This is a genomic window from Emticicia agri (genome assembly GCF_004168285.1).
GTDB classification, from domain to species: Bacteria; Bacteroidota; Bacteroidia; order Cytophagales; family Spirosomataceae; genus Emticicia; species Emticicia agri.
Window position 1 is genome coordinate 204,654 of the sequence record NZ_SEWF01000004.1, and the last position, 23,135, is coordinate 227,788.

Genomic DNA, 23,135 nt, shown 5'->3' on the forward strand with positions numbered 1-23,135 from the left:
TCAGCGAATATATCTGCTGAAAATAAGAAACCAAAATATTAACCGACAGAATCCTATCAATCATATTTAATCAACCAAGCGTATGAAACATGTTTAATTGCGAATTATTCTTGAACTGTGATTTAACTGATTAAATGATTTCGCTGATTATCAATTGAGAATAATTATGTTTTCATTAATGAAAACAGCAAATCAGTTCAATCATTAAATCAGTTAAATCACAGTTCAAGACGATTACGGCTGCGCTACTACCTCTAATAATTCTTTATCGTGGTGGTAACGGATGGTACTGGTGTTATCAAAGAACATAGTTGCTCCTTTTTCTACTGTGTATGGCTCCCATTTTGGTAGTCCGTTGGCATTCGGATTGCCTGTTCTGGCAAAGTTTATCCATGCCTGACTCATTTTATCAGCCAATGCCTGTGCCTCTTTGCCTCCTCCTGTCATTTCTTCGCAACGGGCAATATTGTTAAACACAAACGGGAGTTCCATACAGTGCATGGCTTTGTATTTACCACCTAATACCGGAGACTGCCACGAGAACAGATACATATACACAGGCGCACCACCTGCAGTAGATTTGGCTTTAGCCTGTGTAACCGCACCCGGACGGAACATCAAATCCACATCCATCAAATCAGAAGGTTTGGTATCTTTCGGAAACGCTTTCTTTACTGCGGCTATATACGCATCTGTTTTATCTTTATATCTGTTTTTCAAAAAGCCGTTTACTTTGTCTTCAGTAGCATTGCTCATATTACTGAATAAAGAAGCCATGAATTCGTTTTTCACGGTACCAATCAGCAACGGAATGTTTTTAGATAATTCAACAGCCTGAGGGTCAGTAAACTGATAAGGCAAAAAAGTACCATCACGGCTCGGGCCCCAGCTTACACCAAATGCACCTGTTGATTTTCCTTCAGCTTTCATTTTATCACCTACAATTTTCAGAGCTTTGTTACCTGCAGCTACCAGTTCAGCATAAGGCACTTTCTGAATATTATCAATTTGTCCCGGCTCTATGTTCAGGGCTTTTAATACCTCTGCTCCAATCAACTGGGTATCTGATTTCTCTAAAAGGGTAGTACGGAATGCACCACTCTGATTAACAGCTTTATGGAATAAACCTTTAGCTGATGGCGCAGCCATTAAAGTATTTACTTTGGCTCCCCCACCCGATTGTCCGAAAATCATCACATTATTAGGGTCTCCGCCAAAGTTGGTGATATTGGTTTTTACCCATTCCAAAGCCGCCACCATATCAACAATACTCAGGTTAGCCGACTGTTTATATTTATCGCCATAGGCTGATAAATCAAGATAGCCTAAGATATTCAGACGGTGATTAATAGATACGACTACCACATCACCTTTTTTTGACAGATTCTCGCCGTCATAAGAAGGTAACTCCTGCGATGAACCTGCGGTGAAACCACCGCCATGAATCCAGAATAATACGGGTCTTTTTTTCCCGTCGTTGATACCCGGAGTCCAAACATTCAGGCGCATACAATCTTCGCTGGTATAACCCCAGTCGTGATGGAATACAAACTCTGATTCGTCCTGCACGGTAGTAGTGGGGGTCATTAATGGGGCTACAGGGCCATACGTCATTGAACTGCGAACCCCATTCCACGGTTTAGGTTTTTGCGGAGACTCGAAACGTTTGGCTTCTGCATACGGAATACCCTTATAGGTATAGATGCTATTATGCACATAGCCACGCACTTTACCTGCATCGGTATTAGTTACGGCTACGTCTTCTCCGGTTAGTAATTGTGCCGAAGCATTTGCCACAAAGCAGAATGCTAAAAGCGATAAGATGATTTTTTTCATTGAATAAGGATAGATTGGGATAGATATTGATATTTTGAATGAGTGAATGATTGATTGTCTGAACTTTGATTTAACTGATTTGATGATTAAACTGATTAATCAAGAAACATGCTATCATAGGATAAAGTTAATTCAATGAATATATCAGTGAAATCAGGTCAATCAGTTAAATCAGAGTTCAAGACAATCATTCGTTATTTATTATTCCCATAAGCCTTGTCTAAAAACAGGTATCGGGCGTCGTCTTTGGCGTTTTCTGCTTTCGATTCTGTGTTCAGAATCATCACCGGAGGGGTGGCATCACCTGCTTTAGCGGCTGGCCAGTCAGGTAATTTTGCGCCATTCGGATTTCCTGTTTTGATAAAATTGGCAAAATAGTTCAGCATAGTTTCCGATACTTTGTAATCGTCTGCTGTCCAGGCATACTCTTTAATCAGATGCAGATTGCCCATGCAATACTCAATTTCGCAGGCATGCGGAGCTCCCACTGGTTCAGGCATTTTAGGCGTATTTCCATCTTTTCGCACAGTACCACCTGCTAAACCTGATGCCAAAGATTGGTCAACCAACGGCGGACGAAGTTTGCTGTATAAATATCTGTACACAGGCTGACTGCTGTTGTTACGGTGCAGGTCGAACCATTTCCAGGTACTATAAGCAATAAAACGGTCGGAAGCTAAGGCCGTAGCCGACAACTCAATTTCTTTTTCTGAGCCATGCGGGTAGAGTTTTAATACTTCTTCATAATCGTTCGGATACTCTTTTTTCACACGGGCTATATAAGCGTCGTCTTTAAAGTTGGGGCCGAACATAAAAGCTGCTCCCGGAATTTCGGCTGAGTTCCAGCCTAATAACAAGGGTACTTGTGCCTGCTCTTTGGCTGCAAAAATCTGAGGGATTGTTTTAGGATAGAAATATCCGTCAATCACAGTCGGGAAACCAAATCTTTTTGATTCGTTATAAATCTCATACACTTCACGGGTGCTTAAGGCTCTTAGTTTTGCCAGTGTCGGATACCCTGCATTTTTAGCAAATTCTGCCCCTACTTTTTCAGCTTCGGCTAACGGTACAGGAGCTAAGGTCGGATTGATACCCGCACCACTTTCACCAATGGCGCCTGATATCAATCCTCTTGATAACGGCGATGCCATTTGCGCACTTACAGAGATAGAACCTGCTGACTCTCCGGCAATAGTTACTTTCTTTGGGTCTCCGCCAAAAGCAGCAATATTTTTCTGTACCCATTTCAAGGCAGCAGCCTGGTCTAATAAGCCATAGTTGCCTGAGGCTTTGTAAGGCGCTTCGGCACTTAATTCGGGGTGCGCAAAGAAGCCGAAGATATTTAAACGATAATTTACCGTAACGGCCACAATTCCTTTTTTCGCCATTGCTTCGCCATCATAACGTGGCTCAGAGGCATCTCCTGCTACAAATCCACCTCCAAAAAAATACACTAATACAGGCAGGTCTTTGGTATTGCGTTTGGCTGGCGTCCATACATTGAGGTAAAGACAATCTTCACTCACACCATTCGAACGGGAATTCATGTCGCCGAAAACTACAGTCTGCATAGGTCTTGCAGCAAATTTTTTGGTTTCTTTTACGCCTTTCCAGTTATCAACAGGTTGAGGGGCTTTCCATCTTAAATTTCCTACGGGTGGTTTGGCAAACGGGACTCCGAAATAGGTCTGAATACCCGTTTTAGTATCGTAATTTCCTTCAATTATACCGTTTTCTATAGTGGTCTGAACGGCAAACGCATTGTTGTTCTGTGCTTGTGCCATGAGGTTACACGCAAAAAAAAAGGCTAATCAAATAGCATATTTTTTTCATTTTTTTGATAAAATTTAGTTATTGTCTCAATTTGTGACAATAATAATTGGTTTTTTGAAATAATCATACTTATTTTTGAAAAATTTATATTTGCACCGGATTTAAACGCACCTCAGGGAAGTGGAAGAAAAAAGATATTTGCCTCATATTGCCTACGACTCGGTTATTTTTGGTTTCTCGGGTAATCAACTTAAAATTCTGATTATGAAATACCATAATACAGGTTTATTTGCCTTGCCCGGTGGCTTTGTGAAGATGGATGAAGACCTGAATGCCGCCGTGAGAAGAGGATTGAAAGAAAGAACAGGCTTAGATAATATCTATTTAGAGCAGTTTTATACGTTCGGCGATGTGGCTCGTTACCAATCCGGAGTAATGAAAACTATTTTAGAAGCCAATGGTTATAGCGTACCCGAAAATCACTGGATGCTTGACCGTTTTATTTCAATAGCTTATTATGCTTTAATCAATTATGATAAAGTGGTACCTACACCCGATGCCCTCTCGGATTCGTGCGACTGGTATGCACTTGACAAATTGCCTCCCTTAATGCAAGACCATAGATTAATAGTAGAAAAAGCCTTGCAAACCCTGCGAGATAACCTTGAACGTAAACTGGTGGGTGTGAATCTTTTACCTCCCCTGTTTACGATGAACGAACTGCAAAAAGTGTATGAGGCAATTTTAGGTGAGAAACTGAGAAGAACTACTTTCCAGCGTAAAATGCTGAGTCTTAATTTTCTGCAACGCCACGATAAACAGTACTCAGGCAAAGCCCACAAAGCCCCTTATCTGTATAGTTTTAAGCAGTGAGTGCGGGTAATTTGTAATGAAGCTATCAGTTAATGTTCGGCTGAATATATTAAGATTCAATCGAACAATACTGCTATCGAGTTAATATCATTTATCTAAAAGAGAAATTCTTGATTTAGTTCCCTTAAAAATATCTGCTGTATTATCTACTCGCAGATTGGTTGTATAAGGAATATATATAGCAGACAGGCCGACTCCTGAAACTACTGAAAGAACAACTACTTTGACTTTATCATCATCAAAACAAAAAACATAAGGGTCTTTAATCTTAAACTCAGGATAGCGTTCTCTATAAAATGTTCCTACCTCTCCTGCCACAGCAGTATTCGAAGTAAAAACTACAGTTACGGCCTCTAATTTGTTATTTTCAAAACTATATAATACCGTTCTGATAGCCTCATTTTCGCCTTCGTAAGCAATTGTGTTGTTATCCAGTTGTTTATAGAATTTTCTTCTCTCTTTTGATTTCACAAACTCCTTACTTGCCCCAAATTCAGCAATAGGTTCAGTGAGTATATCACTATACGGAATAACATTAATGCTCGCCTGTAATATCTGCCCTTTTGAGATACCGGTTACATGGCTAAGGCCGACTTTGCGGGCTCTATACTTACCTTTTGCATCAATTTTTCCAATTTTTTCATGCCCTGAAGACCATTCAATTTCTGTGGCATCTACCAGTGCTGTTCCTCTTTTCAGATTAAACTGATGGCTTTCGTCATGATGTAGTTCTACTTCAATGTCAGAAATAGTTAAAGGTTCTACTTCTTCTGTGCAGGAAATGGCAATTAATGAAACAATGAGTATTCTTTTTAGCATAGTATATGTTGTTTGGCAGTTAATGTTCTAAAAGTATTTTTTATAATTCTATTCTTTATTACAGAATAAGGCAAAAGAGATAATTTTGGAAGAGGGATTGTGGCTTTGGATCTGTTAACTATCTCTTGGGTTATCAATCGTAGTGTTAGTCGTTCTTTATACGTAAAAGTAAACATTTAAACAAATTAATTTTCTTAGATGCAGTAAAAGAACGGTAAAAAACGATTATAATCATGGAAATTTCCTAAAATTGTCATCAAAAAAGCTGATGAGACATTAGCTATAATTCGGTCAAAATCAGGTTTAGTTAGAAGATACCGTTCAGAGAACGGCTGGGCGCCCCCGGCTGGGCGCCCCCGACTGACACAACGACTGATAACTCCGTTACGGATATATATTCAGCCGAACGATAAGAGATTATATTTCTCAAGTGTGTTTCAATCCACTTTGAAACACACTTGTGAAATTTTCTGACTAACGAATAATGCTAAACAAATGCTTCCATCTGATTTTATTCAGAAAAGTACCATCTTTGTCAATCGACATCCAGACAAAAACTGCTTTGCCTACAATGTGGTCTTCGGGTACAAAGCCCCAGAAACGGGAGTCGTCAGAGCCATGACGGTTATCGCCCATCATGAAATAATAATTCTGCTTAAAGGTATAAGAAGTAATAGGTTTGCCATTGAGCACAATCTGCCCGTTGAGGTATTTGGCATCATCGTTACCGTCGAACGTTGTAATGATGCCCTTATACATGGCAATATTTTTTTCATCTAACTGAATCGTAACACCTGCTTTCGGCACTATGATAGGCCCGAAATTGTCACGATTGTATGGGAACAGGCGTGAGTTATAAGGAAAAGTATTGTAGTTGGGATTAGTAGTATCTGCTTTGGCTTGCACCAACGGACTGATGTTCTTCACAAAGTCCAGTCCTTTCATGTCTTTTACAGCTTGTTCGGTGGCTTTTACCAGATAAATGGTTTTATCTTCTGCGCTTATCTCCTGACCAAATTCGGTAATGCCGTATTTCTGAAAGACCTTATCGTTTACCTGTGTATTGGTTTCAATTTCGTACTCCATCTGCATTCCGGCAGTATTACTGAAAACCTTTCCATTTACATAGGCCTGACCTTCCAGCATTTCAACAGCATCACCGGGCGTACCGATACAACGCTTGATATAGTTGGTTCGCAAATCAACAGGATACTTATCATAACCGCCAAATTCATCAGGCCTCTCGGGGCAACCCGGATAATTGAAAACAATTACATCGCCATTTTTGGGTTTGGTAAAACCGGGTAAGCGGTATTGGGGTAACTGAATCCAGTCAAGAAAAGAAGGAATTTCTGTAAACCAGATTTTCTGATGGGTAAGCGGAACTTGTAAAATGGTTTTTGGGGTACGGGTGCCGTAATGAAATTTACTTACAAAAATGTAGTCTCCGGTCAGCAAGGTACCTTCCATTGAGCCACTTGGAATGGTGTAAGGTTCAAATAACAGCCATCTGATGAGCGAGGCAGCCACTACGGCAAACACAACGGAGTCGAGCCACTCTCTGAATGGGGTTTTCTTTTTGGGTGCTTTTACAGGCGGTTTTGGAATTTCTGCGGTAGAGGTCTTGTCGGTCATTCGCTTTTAAATAAGATTGTCTGGCTTTGACAGCCAACCTTCTGAATGGTTTAGTTGCGCAGAAAATATTATTAACGGGCTGATATTTAACCATTCAATAACAACTCTACTGTAGAATAACAATGCGTTTTTAAGGATAAAGCAATCATTAAGAAACCAAATGGTACAAAGGTTTCTGGACCTGATGGGGCGGATGTCAATAATTCTCCACATTTTGTGTAGCTATCATGCTATTATTCTGTCTATTTTTGCCTGCTAAAACCTTATACACAAATGTCTTATTGCTTTGCGATTGAGCGCATGAGTGGTGCGCAGAAAGAATTACATAAAAACTACCACGACAATCACTACGGATTCCCGATACATGATGATAACGAGCTTTTTGGCAGATTGATATTAGAAATCAATCAGGCAGGTTTGAGTTGGGAGACCATTCTACGTAAAGAACAGTCTTTCAGGTCTGCCTACGATAATTTCAATATTGAAATGGTAGCTAATTACACCGAAGCCGACCGTGAAAGACTGATGGCTGATGCCGGAATTATCAGAAACCGATTGAAAATCAATGCCGCTATTGAAAACGCCAGAACCATTCTGACCTTACAGCAATCGCACGGCTCGTTTGAAAAATGGCTGGAAGCCAACCATCCCCGCAGCAAAGATGAATGGGTAAAACTGTTTAAGAAAACTTTCAGATTCACAGGCGGCGAAATAGTGAACGAGTTCCTGATGAGCATCGGCTATCTGCCGGGTGCCCATACCGCCTCCTGCCCTGTTCATGAAAAGATTTTAGCAGAGAAGCCGCTCTGGAGTACATAAAGCGAATGATGATTTGCCCTACGCTGAAAAATTGGTAATTTGCGCCCCATTATTATCGATAAAACCTTTCTCAAAATAAGGGCATTTAGCATTTCAGTATGGCGCAGACATTCGGAAAAACCTGGTGGGGACAGCAATGGCTTAACTCTTTAAAAAATATTGATTATGGCAACCGGATTCCACGGGGTAGCACGTATGCCCGCAATGGTTCAGTTAAAAAAATTGAACTGGTTGATAACCAGATTTTTGCCAAAGTACAGGGTAGTCGCCCAAAGCCTTACAACATAGCTATTGTTCTGCCACCTTTTACTGATTTGCAACGGCGGTCTTTCATGGAGCAACTGGCTCTAAGACCTGTTATTATCTCAAAACTACTCAATCGTGAATTAGACCCTGAAGTATTGGCTATTGCCGAACGATTAGGGTTAAAGGTTTTTCCGAGACAATGGTCTGACCTAAAAATGCAGTGCAGTTGTCCTGACTCGGCTGTTCCGTGTAAGCATCTGGCGGCTGTTATCTTTAAAACGAGTGTTGAAATAGACAATAACCCTTTTGTTATATTTGAGTTGCATGGCATGGATTTGCTTGCCGAAATGAATAAACTCGGCAATTTTGTTTCGAAAGACAATGTAGCCATCTCTACACTTGAAAGCCTGTATTTTGATAAAAATGTAAAAAAAGCAAAGAAACCTGTTTTCAATGCTGAAAATGCGTATCAGAAACTTGCCTACAGCACCATTCCATCTGTGCATGAGCCTTTGCTGACACTGCTTTCAGATAATCCCGTATTTTATACCGAAAAAACTGATTTTAAAGAAAAATACAGAGTTAATTTAGGGTATGCCATTAAAAATGCCCAGAAACTATTGCAAGGTAAACTGGAAATGGACGACTTGATTCGCCATTTCAGAACAGCCTCACCACTTGCCATTGACAAGCATACCCGTATTGAAATCAGGATTGATACCGACCATCAGCCTAAAGCACTATTCAACAATCATGCTTTTATTTTTTATCAGTTGTTGACACCCCTTTCGCAGATTCCGGCTAACAAGATTCCTGACTACCAGCCATCTGTAGCTGCGCTTCATACGTATTTTCAACTGGCGCTGCATCTGATAAGTAATGGAGCAGTAGTGCCGCAGATTCTACAACTGTCTGACAAGCAATACCTGATACGCTGGTTGCCTGCCATGCTTAACAAAGAGGTTCGGACATTGATAGAAAAAGTCGAACACATTACCCCGCCTGATATTTTTGTATGGCAGGATAAAACCAACGAAAAAGGTATCAGCAAAAACCTTTCTCTCAATCTGCTTTCTGTTTTTATCACCGATTTAATCTCGGTTCTGGTTGATAAAATCCCTGACGATTTATACATAAATCTTTTCTTTAAACGAAAAAGGTATGATTTCAGAAAACCTGGCGAGGAGGCTTTGAGTGGGGGAATACAGGCATGGCTGCAAAAATATTATTTATCATCGGGTAATTATAAACTTCAACTCGTAGTTGAAGAAACCAACGGCGACCGTTTCAGGGTTAGTATCAATGTTGACTCTACCGATAAATTGTGGGACGGAGCAGTATCTCTGCACCAGATTCTGACACTTAAAAAATTCGACAAGCATCGGTTTGAAATCTTACAGGGAATTACCCAACTCAGCCCATTTATAAAGGGGCTTGATGCGTATATTAATAGTCAGGGCGAACAACCTATCCTCATGGAAAATGAGGTTTTTACGCCTTTTTTGCTGAAAATGATTCCGGTTATTGAGCTGTTAGCTATTGATATACTATTGCCAAAGTCGCTGAAAGAATTGTTGAAACCTAAGGTAAGCCTGCAACTGAAAGCGAAAAAAGGCAGGTCATTCCTGCGGTTAGACCAGTTACTCGATTTTGACTGGCAGGTAGCAATCGGAGATACTTTCATGAGTCAGGAAGAATTTAAAAAACTGCTGAAAAAATCAGACACCTTAATCAAATACAAATCGCAGTATGTCTATGCCGGCAAAGAAGACCTTGAAAAACTCTACAAACATTTCAATGCCGATAAAGAGTTATCTGCTTTTGAACTGCTGCGTGTAGCTTTAAGTGGAGAGTATTATGGGGCTAAAATAAGCCTGACAGACGAGGTAAGTGCTTTAATCAAAGAATTATCAGAGGTAAAAGAAGTGCCATTGCCTAAACATATAAACGCCAACCTGCGACCTTATCAGGAAAGAGGATTTGCCTGGATGTATAGAAATGCACAGATTGGGTTTGGCTCTGTAATTGCCGACGATATGGGTCTTGGTAAAACCTTACAGGTAATTACGACTTTGCTGAAATACAAGGAAGAAGGCTTGCTTGATGGGAAAAAAGTACTGGTGGTTGCGCCAACCGGATTGCTGACTAACTGGCAGGCCGAGATAGAGAAATTTGCCCCTATGCTAAAGGTTCAGGTTTTTCATGGCACTAACCGGAAAATCGGAGAGAACTTTGACATCTTGCTTACGTCTTATGGCATTGCCCGAACCGAAGCAACCCTGCTGAAAAAACAGTCGTGGCATTCGTTAGTCATAGACGAAGCACAGCACATAAAAAATCAGGATACTGCGCAGGCAAAAGCCATTAAAAGTATTGGTGCCGACAGTTTTATTGCCATGAGCGGAACACCCATTGAAAACCGTCTGAGCGAATTCTGGAGCATTATAGATTTTAGTAACCGTGGTTTACTGGGCAATCAGAAAGAGTTTCAGGAAACCTATGGTATGCCTATTGAGGTTTATAATGATACCGATGTAGCCGAAACCCTGAAAAAAGTGACGGCTCCGTTTATGATGCGCCGCCTGAAAACAGATAAAACCATTATCAGCGATTTACCGGATAAAATAGAGATTGACAGTTTTGCCACCTTGGCCAGAGAGCAGGCAAGCCTTTATGAAAAGACGGTGGAAGAAGCCATGAAAGAAATTGAGATGATTGATGATTCAGATAAAAAAGGCTTGTTTGTGCGTCAGGGTCTGGTATTACAGATGATTCTGGCGTTGAAACAAATCTGTAATCATCCGGCACAATTCTTAAAAAACAAGCAGTGGGATTCTTCACAAAGTGGCAAATTAGCCCTTCTTTTTGATAAACTCGACAGCATTGTTGAAAGCAATGAAAAGGTGCTGATTTTTAGTCAGTTTACTGAAATGGGTAAAATGCTCAGACATTTTATTGAAGAACGGTATGCTGAAAGACCCCTGTTTTATCATGGAGGCAATACCATCAAAGAAAGAAAAGAAATGGTTGAGGCATTTCAGACCAACCATGCCGATAAAATCTTTGTACTATCTTTAAAAGCAGCCGGAACAGGCTTAAACCTGACTGCTGCCAACCATGTCATTCATTATGACTTGTGGTGGAATCCGGCTGTGGAGGCACAAGCTACCGATAGGGCTTACCGTATCGGACAAAAAAGTAATGTCATGGTGCATAGGCTTATTACTAAAAATACCTTTGAAGAGCGCATCAATGAAATGATTCAAGCCAAGAAAGCCCTTGCCGACATGACAGTTGCCACAGGCGAAAGCTGGATAGGCAACCTGAGTAATAAGGAAATCAAGGATTTGTTTAAGATGAACGGATAATTTGTTTCTGATTGAGTGAAGTTTATGCCTTAACTATAAATAGTATGTTTGAACTACTGGCTGCAAAACTATCTGCCATACCTAAAAAGATTTTTCTGATAGACAGTGTCGGAGGCTTTTTAACTACACTTATCTTAGCTACTATTCTGGCAAATTTTGAGGCATACTTTGCCATGCCTAGGCACATAGTTTATGTGTTAGCAGCAATCGGTTTGGTGTATATGTGTTATTCTTTTGCCTGTTATTTTTTCATCACAAACCATTATCGGCTTTTCTTAAAACTCATTGTTTTTGCCAATATCTTTTACTCTTGCCTCACTCTTGGTTTGGTTTGTTATTTTTACGGAAACCTGACTGTTTTGGGTATTTCTTATTTTCTTTTAGAAATTGTGGTGATTGTATGTTTGTCTATTATTGAATATAAGACCTACCAGTTATTATCAGCCAGTACTTGATAAACAACCTTTTTATTTTTAGAAATTTCCCATAGTTAACTAACAAAAAAAGCCCTCCCATTGCTGAAAGAGCTGATACGACTGGATTTAAACTACAGAACCACCGCATTAATTCCACATAGTGCCATGCAAACCTAAAACAATGCCCATCCATAAACCTACTAAATAGATAAGCACTGCCAGTATATTGGCTATTATTTTTTGGGTGCTTCCCTGAACACGAAGAAAATCAAGAAAATGATTACATACACCTGCGGCCGCTCCTGCCAAAGGGGTAACAATTAAGGGTTGAACTAACCAGTATTGTCCCCAGTCAGGATGATTCGGATTTACTCTTAATACAAAAAAAAGTATTACGGCCAACCCGATAGCAGTACCAATGAGTACGCGCCTGATTAACAATGGGGTATTAAAATTCTGTGCTGATAAATTGTTTTTCGCTGTCATAATTTTATAATGTTTTTTATATTACTATACAATTTTGCCACGATGTACACAAAAGTCACAATGTTACACAATTTGTTAAAGTGAAAAATTAACTAAGCGTTCCTGTTTAGTCCTATTATTAAAATTGTATAGTAGTATACATGTTTTTATCTGGTTGATTGTCTTTAAACTCTATTGAATATTTGTAGGCATCAAACTCTGCTTTTTCTGAAGTAGTTCTGTATTAGATTACCTACAAACCCAAATAACAAACCGCTGATAACCGAAATAATAACTACTGCACCGGGTGCCAGTTCGTCATCAGGCGATGTTCTGTCGATAACTAATATTTTGAACAGAAACAGAAACCCGGCCATTCCGATAATAAATCCTGTGATTTTACCTGCCATGTTTTTCATAATTGTATTTTTTTTAAAGATTGAACCATTGATTTATATCATTTATTGACACAGTGATTAATCCCATAAAGTACCGTCAAGCCCTGCTACCATGCCCATCCAGAGACCAATCAGGTAAATAATAACCATTAAAACATTAGCCAATATCTTTTTTGACCCACCCTGGTTACGAAGAAAATCGAGCAAATGGTTGCATAACCCGGCCAATGCACCAGCCAATGGTGTAACAATAAAGGGTCTTACCATCCAATACGGTCCCCATTCAGGATGTGGTGTTTTAATGGGTAATATAAATAGCGCAATTAAGGCCAAACCGATTGCGGCTCCAGTTAATACCCGTTTGATTAATAAAGCCGAATTAGATGGCTGTGCTGTTAAATTGTTTTTCGCTGTCATAATGTTGTAAGTTTATATTTGATTTGTAAATTTTCCAGTACTTAAATCGAACTTTAAACGCAACGGATTAACAATCCGTTTTACTTAATTTTCTTTTGTAAAAACTCTTTCTCCGTTACGGCGTTTTACTGTCATCTGCTTTTTGGCAAGGTCAAATTCTACTACTACCGCCCCCTCAATCTGAAATTTTTCCTGTGTTACGGCTTCAAGCGCCACAGCGGTTGAGTTGGGTGGTTGAAAGAACAAAGTAGTGCCGTCTGTAGTAACGGTAAATTTCACAGGGGCTTCCGGTGTTGCATATACTCCGGCATATTTTTCAAGTATTTCACGGCTGACTGAGACTGATTCGAGCGCAGGAATCTGAAATGGTTTATTGTAATAAATATCTGTTGCTCCGTTCATGATATTGCCTACCGGATAAACCTTAGCATTAGTAGCGTAGGCCACCACCAGTTTTTCTTCGGGTAGATAAGCCAGCCATGCGCCATAGTTGTCGGCACCGCCTGTATGTCCATAGAAAGTCTTTCCGGCAAAGGTGAAAGGCTCCATGCCCAAGCCATCGCCATCTACAATGGTTTTCATCTGTTCAAGACTCTCATTGGATACTATTTTACCATCGAACAATGCCTGAATGAATTTTGCCATGTCGACTGGTGTAGAGATAATAGCTCCTGCACTGAATAAAATACTCGGATGAGTTTCGGCTACCGGTTTCCATTCGCCCCCAAGGTTCATGTAAGTAAGTGCTTCATTTTTGCTGGCATCAATATTTCCGGTAGCGATGTAAGTATCTTTTAGACCGATTTTTGAAAAGATTCTTTCTTCAACAAGGGTTGCATAGGGTTTGCCCGTTACCTTTTCCAGAATAAGTCCTAAAACCAGATAAGCCGAATTACTGTACACATGTTTAGTACCCGGTTCAAAATCAGGCGTGGCTTTGGTGATGAGCGCAAGCATTTCTTCTTTGGTCATCGGTGTTGTATTCACATTTTCCTTTGCATTCTGTTCACGCTTGATATTCGGAATACCACTGCGATGCCTGAGTATCTGCAGAATGGTAATTTTCTGGGCATTGGGAATCTGTGGAAAAAATTTATCAATAGTATCGGTGAGTTTTAGTTTTCCTTCTTCCACAAGCTGAATAAGCACCGCAGCCGTGAACATTTTGGTTATCGAACCAATTCTATACCGTGTATGAAGGCTTGAAGGTTTCTTTTCATTGCCATTAATGTGGCTGTAGCCAATAGCCTTGCTATATTGTACTTCGCCATTTTTAGCAATCACGAAAGTACCCATAGCCTTGTTTTTTTCGGCAAGACGGTCAAAAAACTGGTCGAGTTTTGCTTTGTCGAACGACTGCCCGTAGGTCAGGTTGCAAAGTAGCATGGTCAGAGAAATGGTAAAAAATAGCTTTTTCATAATTTGAGATAAACTGCTGACAGGCAGCGTTTGAGCTTTATTTAAAGTACTGTAATGCTTTTTTATATGAATGCTTTGGGTCTGAAATCTGTTTTTCTCTCTGCTTTCCTTCTCTCTTTTATTCCGCTTACTCTCCTATCTGTTGAATGACAGGACAAAGGTAATTGAAAGTACTTTGTATTTAAAAGTAATTTGAGAAAAAATTTTCAACTATTTTCAATTTGTCTCTACTGCTTTATTTTAAAGATTTAGTTTTTCAATTATTTGCTGTTAAAATCTTGAGTCAGAATTATTATAGATGCCTTCATGCGTATAGTCATAAGAATACATCTGAAGTAAATATACCTTTACAAATCTGTCGTTAATCATAAGAGGGGTCTTAAATATAGATTTCATCTATCAAACTATAGAATTATTCGATTTTGATTATTATACCTAAGATTATACCTTTACACCCTCAGACTTTTAGTACAACTTAAGTATTCACAAAATCTATAAACTTTCTTACGAAAAATGGAAAAAGAATCAGGCGATATCAGCAAGTGTCCGTTTCATAACGGTACCATGACAAGCAATACGGGTGGTGGCGGCACCAGAAACCGTGACTGGTGGCCTAATCAGCTTAAACTGAATATTCTGCGCCAGCACTCTTCAAAATCAAATCCGATGGAGGCCGATTTTGACTATGCCGAAGCCTTTAAAAGCCTTGACCTTGAAGCAGTAAAACAAGACCTTCATGCGTTGATGACAGACTCTCAAGACTGGTGGCCTGCCGATTTCGGGCATTATGGCCCTTTGTTTATCCGTATGGCCTGGCATAGTGCAGGTACGTATCGGGTAACTGATGGCCGTGGAGGTGGTGGCTCTGGGCAACAACGTTTTGCTCCGCTGAATAGCTGGCCTGATAACGTAAGCCTTGACAAAGCCCGCCGTTTACTGTGGCCTATCAAACAGAAATATGGCCGTAAAATTTCATGGGCAGATTTAATGATTCTTACAGGTAATATCGCTTTAGAATCAATGGGCTTTAAAACCTTTGGTTTTGCAGGTGGGCGTGCCGATGCATGGGAGCCGGACGAAGATGTGTACTGGGGCTCAGAAAGAACCTGGTTAGGCGGTGATTTGCGTTATGCGCATGGTTCAGATGGTGTACCGAAAGAGCACGGCGTAGTATCGTCAGATGATAATGCTGATGGAGATATGCATACCCGTAATTTAGAAAAACCATTGGCAGCCGTACAGATGGGTTTGATTTATGTAAACCCTGAAGGCCCGGACGGAAACCCTGACCCTATTGCGGCTGCCAGAGACATTCGTGATACTTTTGGGCGTATGGCCATGAATGATGAAGAAACCGTTGCCCTGATAGCCGGTGGACATACCTTTGGTAAAACGCATGGTGCTGCTCCGTCGTCGCACGTAGGCAAAGAGCCGGAGGCTGCCGATGTTGAATTGCAGGGCTTTGGATGGAAAAACAGCTATGGTTCTGGTGTAGGTGCTGATACCATTACCAGTGGGCTTGAAGTAATCTGGACCACTACGCCAACTCAATGGAGTAATAATTTCTTTGAAAACCTTTTCGGTTTTGAGTGGGAACTCACCAAGAGTCCGGCAGGTGCGCACCAATGGGTAGCCAAAAATGCAGATAGCATTATACCTGATGCGTATGATGGTGCCAAAAAGCATTTACCAACCATGCTTACCACCGACTTAGCGTTAAGATTCGACCCGGTTTACGAAAAAATATCAAGACGTTTTCTTGAAAACCCTGATGCCTTTGCCGATGCCTTTGCCCGTGCCTGGTTTAAATTAACTCACCGTGATATGGGTCCTCGTGCCCGTTACCTGGGTCCTGATGTACCAGAAGAAGTATTGCTATGGCAAGACCCGATTCCTGCGGTTGACCACGTATTGGTAGACGATGCCGATGTGGCTTCTTTGAAAGCCAAAATACTTGAATCAGGGTTGAGCGTTTCAGAACTGGTATCTACGGCGTGGGCATCAGCTTCTACTTTCCGTGGGTCTGACAAACGTGGAGGTGCTAATGGTGCCCGTGTTCGTCTGGCTCCGCAAAGATACTGGCGTGTCAATAACCCGACACAGTTACAAAAAGTATTGGGCATATTAGAAGCTATTCAGAAAGAATTTAACGGTGCACAGGCCGATGGCAAAAAAGTGTCGATAGCCGACCTGATTGTGCTGGCAGGTGCCGCAGGTATTGAAAAAGCAGCCAAAGATGCCGGACAGGAAATCACGGTTCCGTTTACTGCCGGACGTATGGACGCTTCGCAGGAAGAAACAGATGTGGAATCAGTAGGGTATTTAGAACCATTAGCTGATGGTTTCCGCAATTACCGCAAATCACAGATTCGTGTTTCGACCGAAGAATTATTGATAGACAAAGCGCAATTGCTTACTTTAACTGCGCCTGAATTAACGGTATTAGTAGGTGGTATGCGTGCCTTGAATACTAATTTTGATGGTTCTCAGCATGGTATTTTTACTTCTCGCCCTGGTGTGCTTAGTAACGATTTCTTTGTCAATCTGCTCGACATGAGTACTGCATGGAAAGCGGCATCGCAAGACAGAGAATTGTATGAAGGCACCGACCGTGCCACCGGAGAGAAAAAATGGACAGCAACCCGTGCAGATTTAGTATTTGGTTCTAACTCAGAACTAAGAGCCATTGCCGAAGTTTACGGAAGTGCTGATGCACAGGAAAAATTTGTGAAAGACTTTGTAGCCGCATGGACCAAAGTAATGAATCTTGACAGATTTGATTTAGCTTGATAAGGAATCAGAATGGTGTCTCAAAAGGAAATTGCACCAAATATTGTTTGGAAAAGACCCTCACCCCAACCCCTCTCCTGGAAAAGGAGAGGGGCTAAAAGTCTCCCTCTCCCGTGGGAGAGGGAGATTTAGAGGGTGAGGAGAATTTTTTACCAAATAATATTTGGCTTGGTAAACTTTTGAGACAACCTCCTTTTATTTAACTCCTCCCACCAACTCAAACCCTCAACATACCTCTGAATCCTCTGGCAGAATAGTACGAATCGGCGCCGTTATGATAGGTAAATATGTGATTATACCGACGGTCACAAAAGAGGGCACCACCTAATTTTCTGATTTCAGCAGGGGTTTGTATCCAACTTGATGTTTTTAAATCAAAACTTCCGAGTTCCTGTAAAGCCTTATACTGTTCTTCTGTCAGCAAATCAATGCCCATATCGGCTGCCATGTTCATAGCACTATCTGCCGGTTTATGTTCTTTTCTTGCCTGCAATGCTGTATGGTCATAACAAATACTTCTGCGTCCTTTGGGGCTTTCGGGCGAGCAATCACAAAAAAGATATTCTCCGGTCTTTTCATCATAGCCAATTACGTCCGGCTCTCCTTCGGTCATTTCCATTTCATTGATAGAATAGAGTTTTTCTGTATTGCCTTCCAGTTTTGCCTGTACTTTCATCCATTCAATACCTGCATGGCGTTTCATGTTTTTCTCAAAACGGGTTTTCAAAGTTTTCAGTAATTCTTCCTGCTCTTCTGTTGATAGCTCCTGTTTATTCGTATTTTTCATCAGTTTATTGTGTTGAATGGTTTAGAGTATGTTTAAAAATTATTGTTCGACCTACAAGAATATCCGCGCGGCGTCCGCTTTTTCAGTTATGCTGCGTTGCATTTTTTCGATGTAGCTGCCGCTTCGGCGGTCCGATGGCTACATCTGCAAAATACGCCTTGCCTAACTAAAAAATCTTATTCTTTCGGCGGCCGCCGCGCGGTCAGAAAAACAAAATTTAAACATACTCTTATAATTGTTTGTACTGGCATGAATTCATAAAAAAAGAAATCAACTTTAGGATTCATTTTATTGAGGGCTAAGTTTTCTGTCGGCTGGTCTGAAATACCACGAGACCGCAGTCAGGACAATTAATAACAACGGTCCGAAAAGCTCTTTAGCAGTATCGCCAACAGCAATGTGAGAATACACTGCCCCTGACATGGCAAAGAAAAAACCTGCATAAGCCCATTCTTTTACCAATGCAAACTTAGGAACAAGCACGGCTATTACACCCAGCAATTTCCAGATGCCCAATAGTGTCAAAAAATATACAGGATACCCGAGGCGGTTCATCATCTCTGTTTCTTCTTTCAGATGAATAAGCTGAACGCCTCCGGTTGAGGCCATTCCTAACGCCAACCAGACGGTGGCAACCCAATAGGTAATTTTTTGTGTTTTTGTCATGAGATGTTGATTAGATTAGTTTACTTACTACATTTTGTAAACGGTTATGCGCCATATTGATACCCTGCGAAAAGGGCAATTTCAGCATCTGGTCACGCATGGCAACCGATTTATACACCACGTGCATGGTGAGTTTACAGGTATCGTCGGTGAGTTTCTCAAAATCCAGAAATTCGAGCTGAACATCAAAAGGAGTATTCTCCATTTCAAATGTCCGCACAATTCTACTATCCGGAACAAAATCATGAATTACCCCTCCTGACCTTAATAGCACATTTCCCTGCGCATCGCTGGTCTGAAACTGCCAGCTGCCATGCTTTTTATTTTCTAATTTCAGCACTTTTGTTCCCATCCATTGTTCCACAATTTCGGGTTCTACATAAGCTCTGAAAAGTAACGCTAAAGGCAAATCGAACTCCCTTGTAATGGTTAGTTCCTGTTTGCCATCTTCAGCCTGTATTTTTGTTTTTCGTTCCATATTAGCTGTTTTTATATTTTTTCATGATAGATTCCAGTTTGTTGAATCGGTCATCCCATAGCTTGCGGAACGCCTCAATAAAGTCAGCTATCTCATTCATTTTTTCAGGATTAATATGATAATACATTTCTCTGCCATTTGGCTGCTGCTGAAGCAGTTCGCACTCGGTAAGTATCTGTAAATGTTTCGATACCGTAGGTCTTGCTGTATCAAAGTTAGCGGCTATGGCTCCTGCGGTCATAGACTGCGAAGCCACTAATAAAATAATAGCCCTGCGTGTGGGGTCTGCTATTGCCTGAAAAACGTCTCGTCTTAAATTCATTATGTAGTCATTTGACTACAAATATATATGTAGCCATTTAACTACGCAAATTTTTCAGCAGTTTTTTTTGAAGTTTTATTGATTTTTCTGGAATCAGTTAATTTTGTTCTCTTGGTTATAAAGAAAATTAAAAAGCCCTCTCATTTCTGAGAAGGCTTTTTGACCTAAGCTGTATCAGAAACCCAGATGACCTACAAAGACACTTTTTTCTATCCGTCGCTTGTCGCCTTCAGGAATTTAATAAGTCCTTCCATATAAGTTTTCTGGTCGTCCCACATAGCCATGTGGCTGCCATTAGGGCAGAGAAGGTAACTACCATTCTGCACCTGTGTACTCATCCATTGCATGTGGTTAGGGTCCATCGTATCATGCTTGGCACCAATCACCAATGTAGGCACCGTAATATTTTTCAGTTGGGCTTTACGGTCCCAGTTTGCCAGATTCCCTCCTATCCCAAACTCGCTTGGCCCTTGCATGGTTACATACAGCGAATTATTCATCTTGCCGAATGTTCGTGTTACGGGCTCCGGCCATTGGTCAACCGGCATCCGGCAGATGTGTTTGGCATAGAAATTGGGCATCAGTAACTCCATATATTCAGGGTTTGTAAAATCTTTTTTCGCTTCTATCTCACGGATACGGGCAAGTATTTTCGGGTCGAACTGCGGAGCCAGTACACTGTCTGCATATTTGCCATAATCGGGGCAACTGCTCATCATATTTGAGATAATCAGTCCTTTGATGTGTTGCTGATATTTCAGCGAGTATTCCATTGCTAAGATACCCCCCCACGAATGGCCCAAGAGATAAAAATTGGTATTGTCTAATTTTAATGCCTGCCGTACCTGTTCTAATTCCTCTACGAAGCGGGGCAATTGCCAGAAAGTTGTATCTTTGGGGTTATCAGAATTTCCGCACCCTAATTGGTCGTAGTAAATCAGTTCGATACCCTCAACAGGCAAAAAGCTCTCCATACACTCAAAGTATTCATGGGTACCACCCGGCCCGCCATTAAGTACCAATAGTTTAATGCTTGGGTTATTGCCAATTCTCTTTGTCCAGACCTTAAAGTTCCCTTTAGGGCTATTAATTGTAACCATCTGAATACCCCCCGATTTAATACCAGAAGTAGTATCTTTAAAATATTGCGTTAAGATATGATCCTGCGTTGAGGTATGATTCTGGCAACTGCTTAAATAAACTGCCATACAAACAAATAAGGTAAGAAACAGGAGTTTTTTTATCATAGTGGTAGCGTTTGGTTGAATGATACAAATATATAAAAAACCACTACAATCATTGCAAAGAATAGGTTATTCAAATATCAATATAGGCGTGCCGGAACAGCTATACACATATAACAATACATATTCACTAAGTAATATTCAGATAGCTATTTAAACAAAAAAGTCGCCAATGACTGGCGACTTATAAGTAGTTTTCCTTTATTAAAATTGAGGATCTTTTTCCTTCAACATTTCTTCGAGGTTATCCAATCCCATCGTAAAGCCTTCTTTAAAGCCCATATTCAACTGCCCTTCCATATCTGCTGAACTTTCGTACTGAACGGTAACATCAACCATTCCATGCCCGTTTTCTTCGCTAAAAATAATTGTCCAGAAAGAATGAGGCATTTCAGGGTTTTCTTTTCCGTCTTCATCACAGAAGGCATCTGACCACGAAATAAATCTTTTCTCTTTAATTTTATCGTATTCTGCTTTACTCCAGTGCTTTTCGTTTTCAGGGCCAATCATGGCGTAGAGCCACATGCCTCCTTCGCTGAAATTAAAATGTTTAGTTTGTGCACGCCAGGGCTGTGGTGCCCACCATTGATCCAGAATTCCGGCTTTTGTCCAGGCATCCCAAACTGTCTCAAGATTTGCCGGAAATTCACGTTGTACACTCACGGTATTATTTTCTTCATTTACCGTAAAGTCAAATATTAAGTCCTTTGTCATTTTCTTAAGTTTTTAGTTTAACAATAAGGTCTTGTTGTATTAGCTGATCAAAAAACTATACCACTGTAATCATTCCCTATTGGTTTGTGGAATATTATAGGCAATCAGTCAGGTAAGGCTATAAAATGCGTCTCAAATTACCTTCAGGTTGGCGCAAATGCCCCTTGTATAAGTTTGGCATGCGTTTTAGTTTTGTATATACACTCAATACACACATATGCCTACCAATAACAATCCCACAGCCGGACTTGAACTTGCCCAGATTGGCTGGGTAGTTCCAGATATTGATGCCGCAGTAAAACTCCTTTCGGGTACTTTAGGCATAACCGGATTCCCTCCGCCCGAATATATCAAAGCACAGGATTTGAACATGAGCTATTATGGTAAGGTTGTAGAAGCCGACTGGCTGACTACACAAACCTATAACGGCCATACTTTTGTTGAGCTCATTCAGCCGCTTTCAGGCCAAAGTATGTTTCACGATTATCTGGCTAAATATCCCACAGGTGGCACACAGCACCTTGCTTACCGTTTACCAATCAGTAGTTTTGAGCAAGTGGTGAGTAGTCTGCATGAAAAAGGCTTTGAAGTTATCAGTGAAGTTGATCATCCGATTGCCCGTATGCTATTTTTTGATACCTATCAGAAATTAGGGGTTGCCACCGAAATTATGGGTGTTACGCCAAAGGGCTGGGCTGCCATTGAGCAAATGACAAAAGGCTGATAGGCATCACCCCCCAACACTTTAAAAATTATCAATTGAAAGAAAATCAAAACTTCGAAACTATATGAGAAAAGTAATTTTTGGAATAAATATTTCTATAGATGGTTGTTGCGACCACACCAAACAGACAGGCGGTGAAGATGTCCATGTATTTTTTGCCCAACTCATGCAGGAGGCCGACGTACTCGTGTATGGTCGTAAAACCTATGAATTGATGGTTCCTTTCTGGCCTGATATGGCAAAAAATCAGTCAGGAGACACCCAAGAAATGAACGATTTTGCCAAGGCATTTGATTCTGTTGGCAAAATTGTGGTCTTTTCGCATACCTTGCAGGAAGCCTATGGAGAAAAAACGACCATTGTCCGCACCAGCCCACAAGCAGAAATCAGCCGATTAAAACAGGAAGAAGGAGGGAATATTTTATTAGGTGGGGTTGATTTGCCTTCTCAACTGGTAGAATCCGGTTTAGTTGATGAATTTATTGTGGTTGTTCAGCCACTCGTTGCCGGAGAAGGAAGACGTTTGTTTGATACCATGAGCTTACCTGAGACATTACAATTAAATCTGATTGAATCAAAGGTTTTCCCATCGGGCTGTGTTGTGCTTCGGTATGTGAAGGAATGAGATTGGAGGAACAGATTAGAAATATTTATCAAATAAAAGAGGTAGTCATATTTGATTTTGACTACCTCTTTTGTGAACCCGACAGGATTCGAACGGCAGCGGCAGACGTTCTGCGGCCGACCGTCTGCGACCCACAGATTAGAAATCTGTTGCTTTTGGGCATAAAAAAAGCCTTCTCAATAAGAAGGCTTGTGAACCCGGCAGGATTCGAACCTGCGACCCACAGATTAGAAATCTGTTGCTCTATCCAGCTGAGCTACGGATCCGTTTCGGTTGTTTTCCCGAATGTGGGTGCAAATAT

21 protein-coding genes and 2 tRNA genes are annotated in these 23,135 nt (G+C 40.8%); 7 read left to right on the forward strand and 16 right to left on the reverse strand.

Going from position 1 to position 23,135, the window contains the following annotated elements; genetic code table 11:
- Positions 1 to 234: 234 nt before the first annotated feature.
- Positions 235 to 1,836 carry a carboxylesterase/lipase family protein gene (locus tag EWM59_RS04075; RefSeq protein WP_130019671.1) on the reverse strand — a complete coding sequence of 534 codons (1,602 nt, stop codon included), beginning with the start codon at positions 1,834 to 1,836 and terminating at the stop codon, positions 235 to 237.
- Positions 1,837 to 2,030: 194 nt separating this feature from the next.
- Complete coding sequence (locus tag EWM59_RS04080; RefSeq protein ID WP_130019672.1) at positions 2,031 to 3,620, reverse strand: carboxylesterase/lipase family protein; 1,590 nt, start codon at positions 3,618 to 3,620, stop codon at positions 2,031 to 2,033.
- A gap of 169 nt (positions 3,621 to 3,789) precedes the next feature.
- On the opposite strand from EWM59_RS04080, the gene EWM59_RS04085 reads away from it, so the two are divergent.
- Positions 3,790 to 4,482: an NUDIX hydrolase gene (locus EWM59_RS04085; protein WP_130019673.1), complete on the forward strand. Its 693-nt coding sequence runs from the start codon at positions 3,790 to 3,792 to the stop codon at positions 4,480 to 4,482.
- 87 nt (positions 4,483 to 4,569) lie between these two features.
- On the opposite strand, the gene EWM59_RS04090 is transcribed toward EWM59_RS04085, so the two are convergent.
- Both EWM59_RS04090 and lepB read right to left on the reverse strand, forming a co-directional pair.
- Positions 4,570 to 5,301, reverse strand: a complete 732-nt coding sequence (locus EWM59_RS04090) for a hypothetical protein (RefSeq protein WP_130019674.1) — start codon at positions 5,299 to 5,301, stop codon at positions 4,570 to 4,572.
- Between the two features lie 474 nt (positions 5,302 to 5,775).
- Entirely contained in the window at positions 5,776 to 6,936 is a 1,161-nt protein-coding gene (gene lepB / locus EWM59_RS04095; RefSeq protein ID WP_130019675.1) for a signal peptidase I, read from the reverse strand.
- A 273-nt stretch (positions 6,937 to 7,209) separates the two neighbouring features.
- On the opposite strand from lepB, the gene EWM59_RS04100 reads away from it, so the two are divergent.
- The 3 genes from EWM59_RS04100 (at position 7,210) to EWM59_RS04110 (ending at position 11,824) form a co-directional block, all read left to right on the forward strand.
- Positions 7,210 to 7,755, forward strand: a complete 546-nt coding sequence (locus tag EWM59_RS04100; protein ID WP_130019676.1) for a DNA-3-methyladenine glycosylase I — start codon at positions 7,210 to 7,212, stop codon at positions 7,753 to 7,755.
- Between the two features lie 98 nt (positions 7,756 to 7,853).
- Complete coding sequence (locus EWM59_RS04105) at positions 7,854 to 11,369, forward strand: DEAD/DEAH box helicase (protein WP_130019677.1); 3,516 nt, start codon at positions 7,854 to 7,856, stop codon at positions 11,367 to 11,369.
- A gap of 44 nt (positions 11,370 to 11,413) precedes the next feature.
- Positions 11,414 to 11,824: a hypothetical protein gene (locus EWM59_RS04110; protein WP_130019678.1), complete on the forward strand. Its 411-nt coding sequence runs from the start codon at positions 11,414 to 11,416 to the stop codon at positions 11,822 to 11,824.
- Between the two features lie 108 nt (positions 11,825 to 11,932).
- Here EWM59_RS04110 and EWM59_RS04115 read toward each other — a convergent pair whose 3' ends face one another.
- The 4 genes from EWM59_RS04115 to EWM59_RS04130 form a co-directional block, all read right to left on the reverse strand.
- The gene (locus EWM59_RS04115; protein ID WP_130019679.1) at positions 11,933 to 12,271 is read right to left on the reverse strand and encodes a potassium transporter KefB; all 339 of its coding nucleotides are present in this window, start codon (positions 12,269 to 12,271) and stop codon (positions 11,933 to 11,935) included.
- A 191-nt stretch (positions 12,272 to 12,462) separates the two neighbouring features.
- Complete coding sequence (locus EWM59_RS04120; protein WP_130019680.1) at positions 12,463 to 12,669, reverse strand: hypothetical protein; 207 nt, start codon at positions 12,667 to 12,669, stop codon at positions 12,463 to 12,465.
- A gap of 57 nt (positions 12,670 to 12,726) precedes the next feature.
- On the reverse strand, positions 12,727 to 13,065 hold the full coding sequence (locus EWM59_RS04125; protein WP_130019681.1) for a potassium transporter KefB: 339 nt from the start codon (positions 13,063 to 13,065) through the stop codon (positions 12,727 to 12,729).
- Between the two features lie 84 nt (positions 13,066 to 13,149).
- The gene (locus tag EWM59_RS04130; protein WP_130019682.1) at positions 13,150 to 14,484 is read right to left on the reverse strand and encodes a serine hydrolase domain-containing protein; all 1,335 of its coding nucleotides are present in this window, start codon (positions 14,482 to 14,484) and stop codon (positions 13,150 to 13,152) included.
- Positions 14,485 to 14,997: 513 nt separating this feature from the next.
- Here EWM59_RS04130 and katG point away from each other — a divergent pair.
- The gene (katG, locus tag EWM59_RS04135) at positions 14,998 to 17,274 is read left to right on the forward strand and encodes a catalase/peroxidase HPI (protein ID WP_130019683.1); all 2,277 of its coding nucleotides are present in this window, start codon (positions 14,998 to 15,000) and stop codon (positions 17,272 to 17,274) included.
- Between the two features lie 217 nt (positions 17,275 to 17,491).
- Here the strand turns inward: katG and EWM59_RS04140 are convergent, their stop codons facing one another.
- From EWM59_RS04140 to EWM59_RS04165, 6 genes are all read right to left on the reverse strand, one after another.
- Positions 17,492 to 18,061: a DUF4256 domain-containing protein gene (locus EWM59_RS04140; protein WP_130019684.1), complete on the reverse strand. Its 570-nt coding sequence runs from the start codon at positions 18,059 to 18,061 to the stop codon at positions 17,492 to 17,494.
- A 288-nt stretch (positions 18,062 to 18,349) separates the two neighbouring features.
- Positions 18,350 to 18,727, reverse strand: a complete 378-nt coding sequence (locus tag EWM59_RS04145; protein ID WP_130019685.1) for a DoxX family protein — start codon at positions 18,725 to 18,727, stop codon at positions 18,350 to 18,352.
- A gap of 10 nt (positions 18,728 to 18,737) precedes the next feature.
- Entirely contained in the window at positions 18,738 to 19,205 is a 468-nt protein-coding gene (locus tag EWM59_RS04150) for an SRPBCC family protein (RefSeq protein ID WP_130019686.1), read from the reverse strand.
- A 1-nt stretch (position 19,206) separates the two neighbouring features.
- Positions 19,207 to 19,527 (reverse strand): ArsR/SmtB family transcription factor, encoded by a 321-nt coding sequence (locus EWM59_RS04155; RefSeq protein WP_130019687.1) that lies wholly within the window; start codon positions 19,525 to 19,527, stop codon positions 19,207 to 19,209.
- A 209-nt stretch (positions 19,528 to 19,736) separates the two neighbouring features.
- A complete protein-coding gene (locus EWM59_RS04160) occupies positions 19,737 to 20,774 on the reverse strand; it encodes a proline iminopeptidase-family hydrolase (RefSeq protein WP_229239272.1) in 1,038 nt (345 codons plus the stop codon).
- A gap of 201 nt (positions 20,775 to 20,975) precedes the next feature.
- Entirely contained in the window at positions 20,976 to 21,485 is a 510-nt protein-coding gene (locus EWM59_RS04165) for an SRPBCC family protein (RefSeq protein ID WP_130019688.1), read from the reverse strand.
- Positions 21,486 to 21,702: 217 nt separating this feature from the next.
- Between EWM59_RS04165 and EWM59_RS04170 the strand changes: the two genes are divergently transcribed.
- Together EWM59_RS04170 and EWM59_RS04175 are read left to right on the forward strand one after the other, a co-directional pair.
- Complete coding sequence (locus EWM59_RS04170) at positions 21,703 to 22,209, forward strand: VOC family protein (protein ID WP_130019689.1); 507 nt, start codon at positions 21,703 to 21,705, stop codon at positions 22,207 to 22,209.
- A gap of 64 nt (positions 22,210 to 22,273) precedes the next feature.
- Complete coding sequence (locus tag EWM59_RS04175) at positions 22,274 to 22,834, forward strand: dihydrofolate reductase family protein (protein ID WP_130019690.1); 561 nt, start codon at positions 22,274 to 22,276, stop codon at positions 22,832 to 22,834.
- A gap of 73 nt (positions 22,835 to 22,907) precedes the next feature.
- Here the strand turns inward: EWM59_RS04175 and EWM59_RS27540 are convergent.
- Positions 22,908 to 23,010, reverse strand: a tRNA-Arg gene (locus EWM59_RS27540).
- A 16-nt stretch (positions 23,011 to 23,026) separates the two neighbouring features.
- A tRNA-Arg gene (locus EWM59_RS04180) sits at positions 23,027 to 23,100 on the reverse strand.
- Positions 23,101 to 23,135: the final 35 nt, after the last annotated feature.

What these genes read in the sequence shown, in the direction of transcription:
- EWM59_RS04075 (WP_130019671.1), bottom strand. Translation starts at nt 1,836, where the DNA reads ATGAAAAAAATCATCTTATCGCTTTTAGCATTCTGCTTTGTGGCAAAT.
- EWM59_RS04080 (WP_130019672.1), bottom strand. Translation starts at nt 3,620, where the DNA reads ATGGCACAAGCACAGAACAACAATGCGTTTGCCGTTCAGACCACTATA.
- EWM59_RS04090 (WP_130019674.1), bottom strand. Translation starts at nt 5,301, where the DNA reads ATGCTAAAAAGAATACTCATTGTTTCATTAATTGCCATTTCCTGCACA.
- lepB (WP_130019675.1), bottom strand. Translation starts at nt 6,936, where the DNA reads ATGACCGACAAGACCTCTACCGCAGAAATTCCAAAACCGCCTGTAAAA.
- EWM59_RS04100 (WP_130019676.1), top strand. Translation starts at nt 7,210, where the DNA reads ATGTCTTATTGCTTTGCGATTGAGCGCATGAGTGGTGCGCAGAAAGAA.
- EWM59_RS04105 (WP_130019677.1), top strand. Translation starts at nt 7,854, where the DNA reads ATGGCGCAGACATTCGGAAAAACCTGGTGGGGACAGCAATGGCTTAAC.
- EWM59_RS04110 (WP_130019678.1), top strand. Translation starts at nt 11,414, where the DNA reads ATGTTTGAACTACTGGCTGCAAAACTATCTGCCATACCTAAAAAGATT.
- EWM59_RS04115 (WP_130019679.1), bottom strand. Translation starts at nt 12,271, where the DNA reads ATGACAGCGAAAAACAATTTATCAGCACAGAATTTTAATACCCCATTG.
- EWM59_RS04120 (WP_130019680.1), bottom strand. Translation starts at nt 12,669, where the DNA reads ATGAAAAACATGGCAGGTAAAATCACAGGATTTATTATCGGAATGGCC.
- EWM59_RS04125 (WP_130019681.1), bottom strand. Translation starts at nt 13,065, where the DNA reads ATGACAGCGAAAAACAATTTAACAGCACAGCCATCTAATTCGGCTTTA.
- EWM59_RS04130 (WP_130019682.1), bottom strand. Translation starts at nt 14,484, where the DNA reads ATGAAAAAGCTATTTTTTACCATTTCTCTGACCATGCTACTTTGCAAC.
- katG (WP_130019683.1), top strand. Translation starts at nt 14,998, where the DNA reads ATGGAAAAAGAATCAGGCGATATCAGCAAGTGTCCGTTTCATAACGGT.
- EWM59_RS04140 (WP_130019684.1), bottom strand. Translation starts at nt 18,061, where the DNA reads ATGAAAAATACGAATAAACAGGAGCTATCAACAGAAGAGCAGGAAGAA.
- EWM59_RS04145 (WP_130019685.1), bottom strand. Translation starts at nt 18,727, where the DNA reads ATGACAAAAACACAAAAAATTACCTATTGGGTTGCCACCGTCTGGTTG.
- EWM59_RS04150 (WP_130019686.1), bottom strand. Translation starts at nt 19,205, where the DNA reads ATGGAACGAAAAACAAAAATACAGGCTGAAGATGGCAAACAGGAACTA.
- EWM59_RS04155 (WP_130019687.1), bottom strand. Translation starts at nt 19,527, where the DNA reads ATGAATTTAAGACGAGACGTTTTTCAGGCAATAGCAGACCCCACACGC.
- EWM59_RS04160 (WP_229239272.1), bottom strand. Translation starts at nt 20,774, where the DNA reads ATGATAAAAAAACTCCTGTTTCTTACCTTATTTGTTTGTATGGCAGTT.
- EWM59_RS04165 (WP_130019688.1), bottom strand. Translation starts at nt 21,485, where the DNA reads ATGACAAAGGACTTAATATTTGACTTTACGGTAAATGAAGAAAATAAT.
- EWM59_RS04170 (WP_130019689.1), top strand. Translation starts at nt 21,703, where the DNA reads ATGCCTACCAATAACAATCCCACAGCCGGACTTGAACTTGCCCAGATT.
- EWM59_RS04175 (WP_130019690.1), top strand. Translation starts at nt 22,274, where the DNA reads ATGAGAAAAGTAATTTTTGGAATAAATATTTCTATAGATGGTTGTTGC.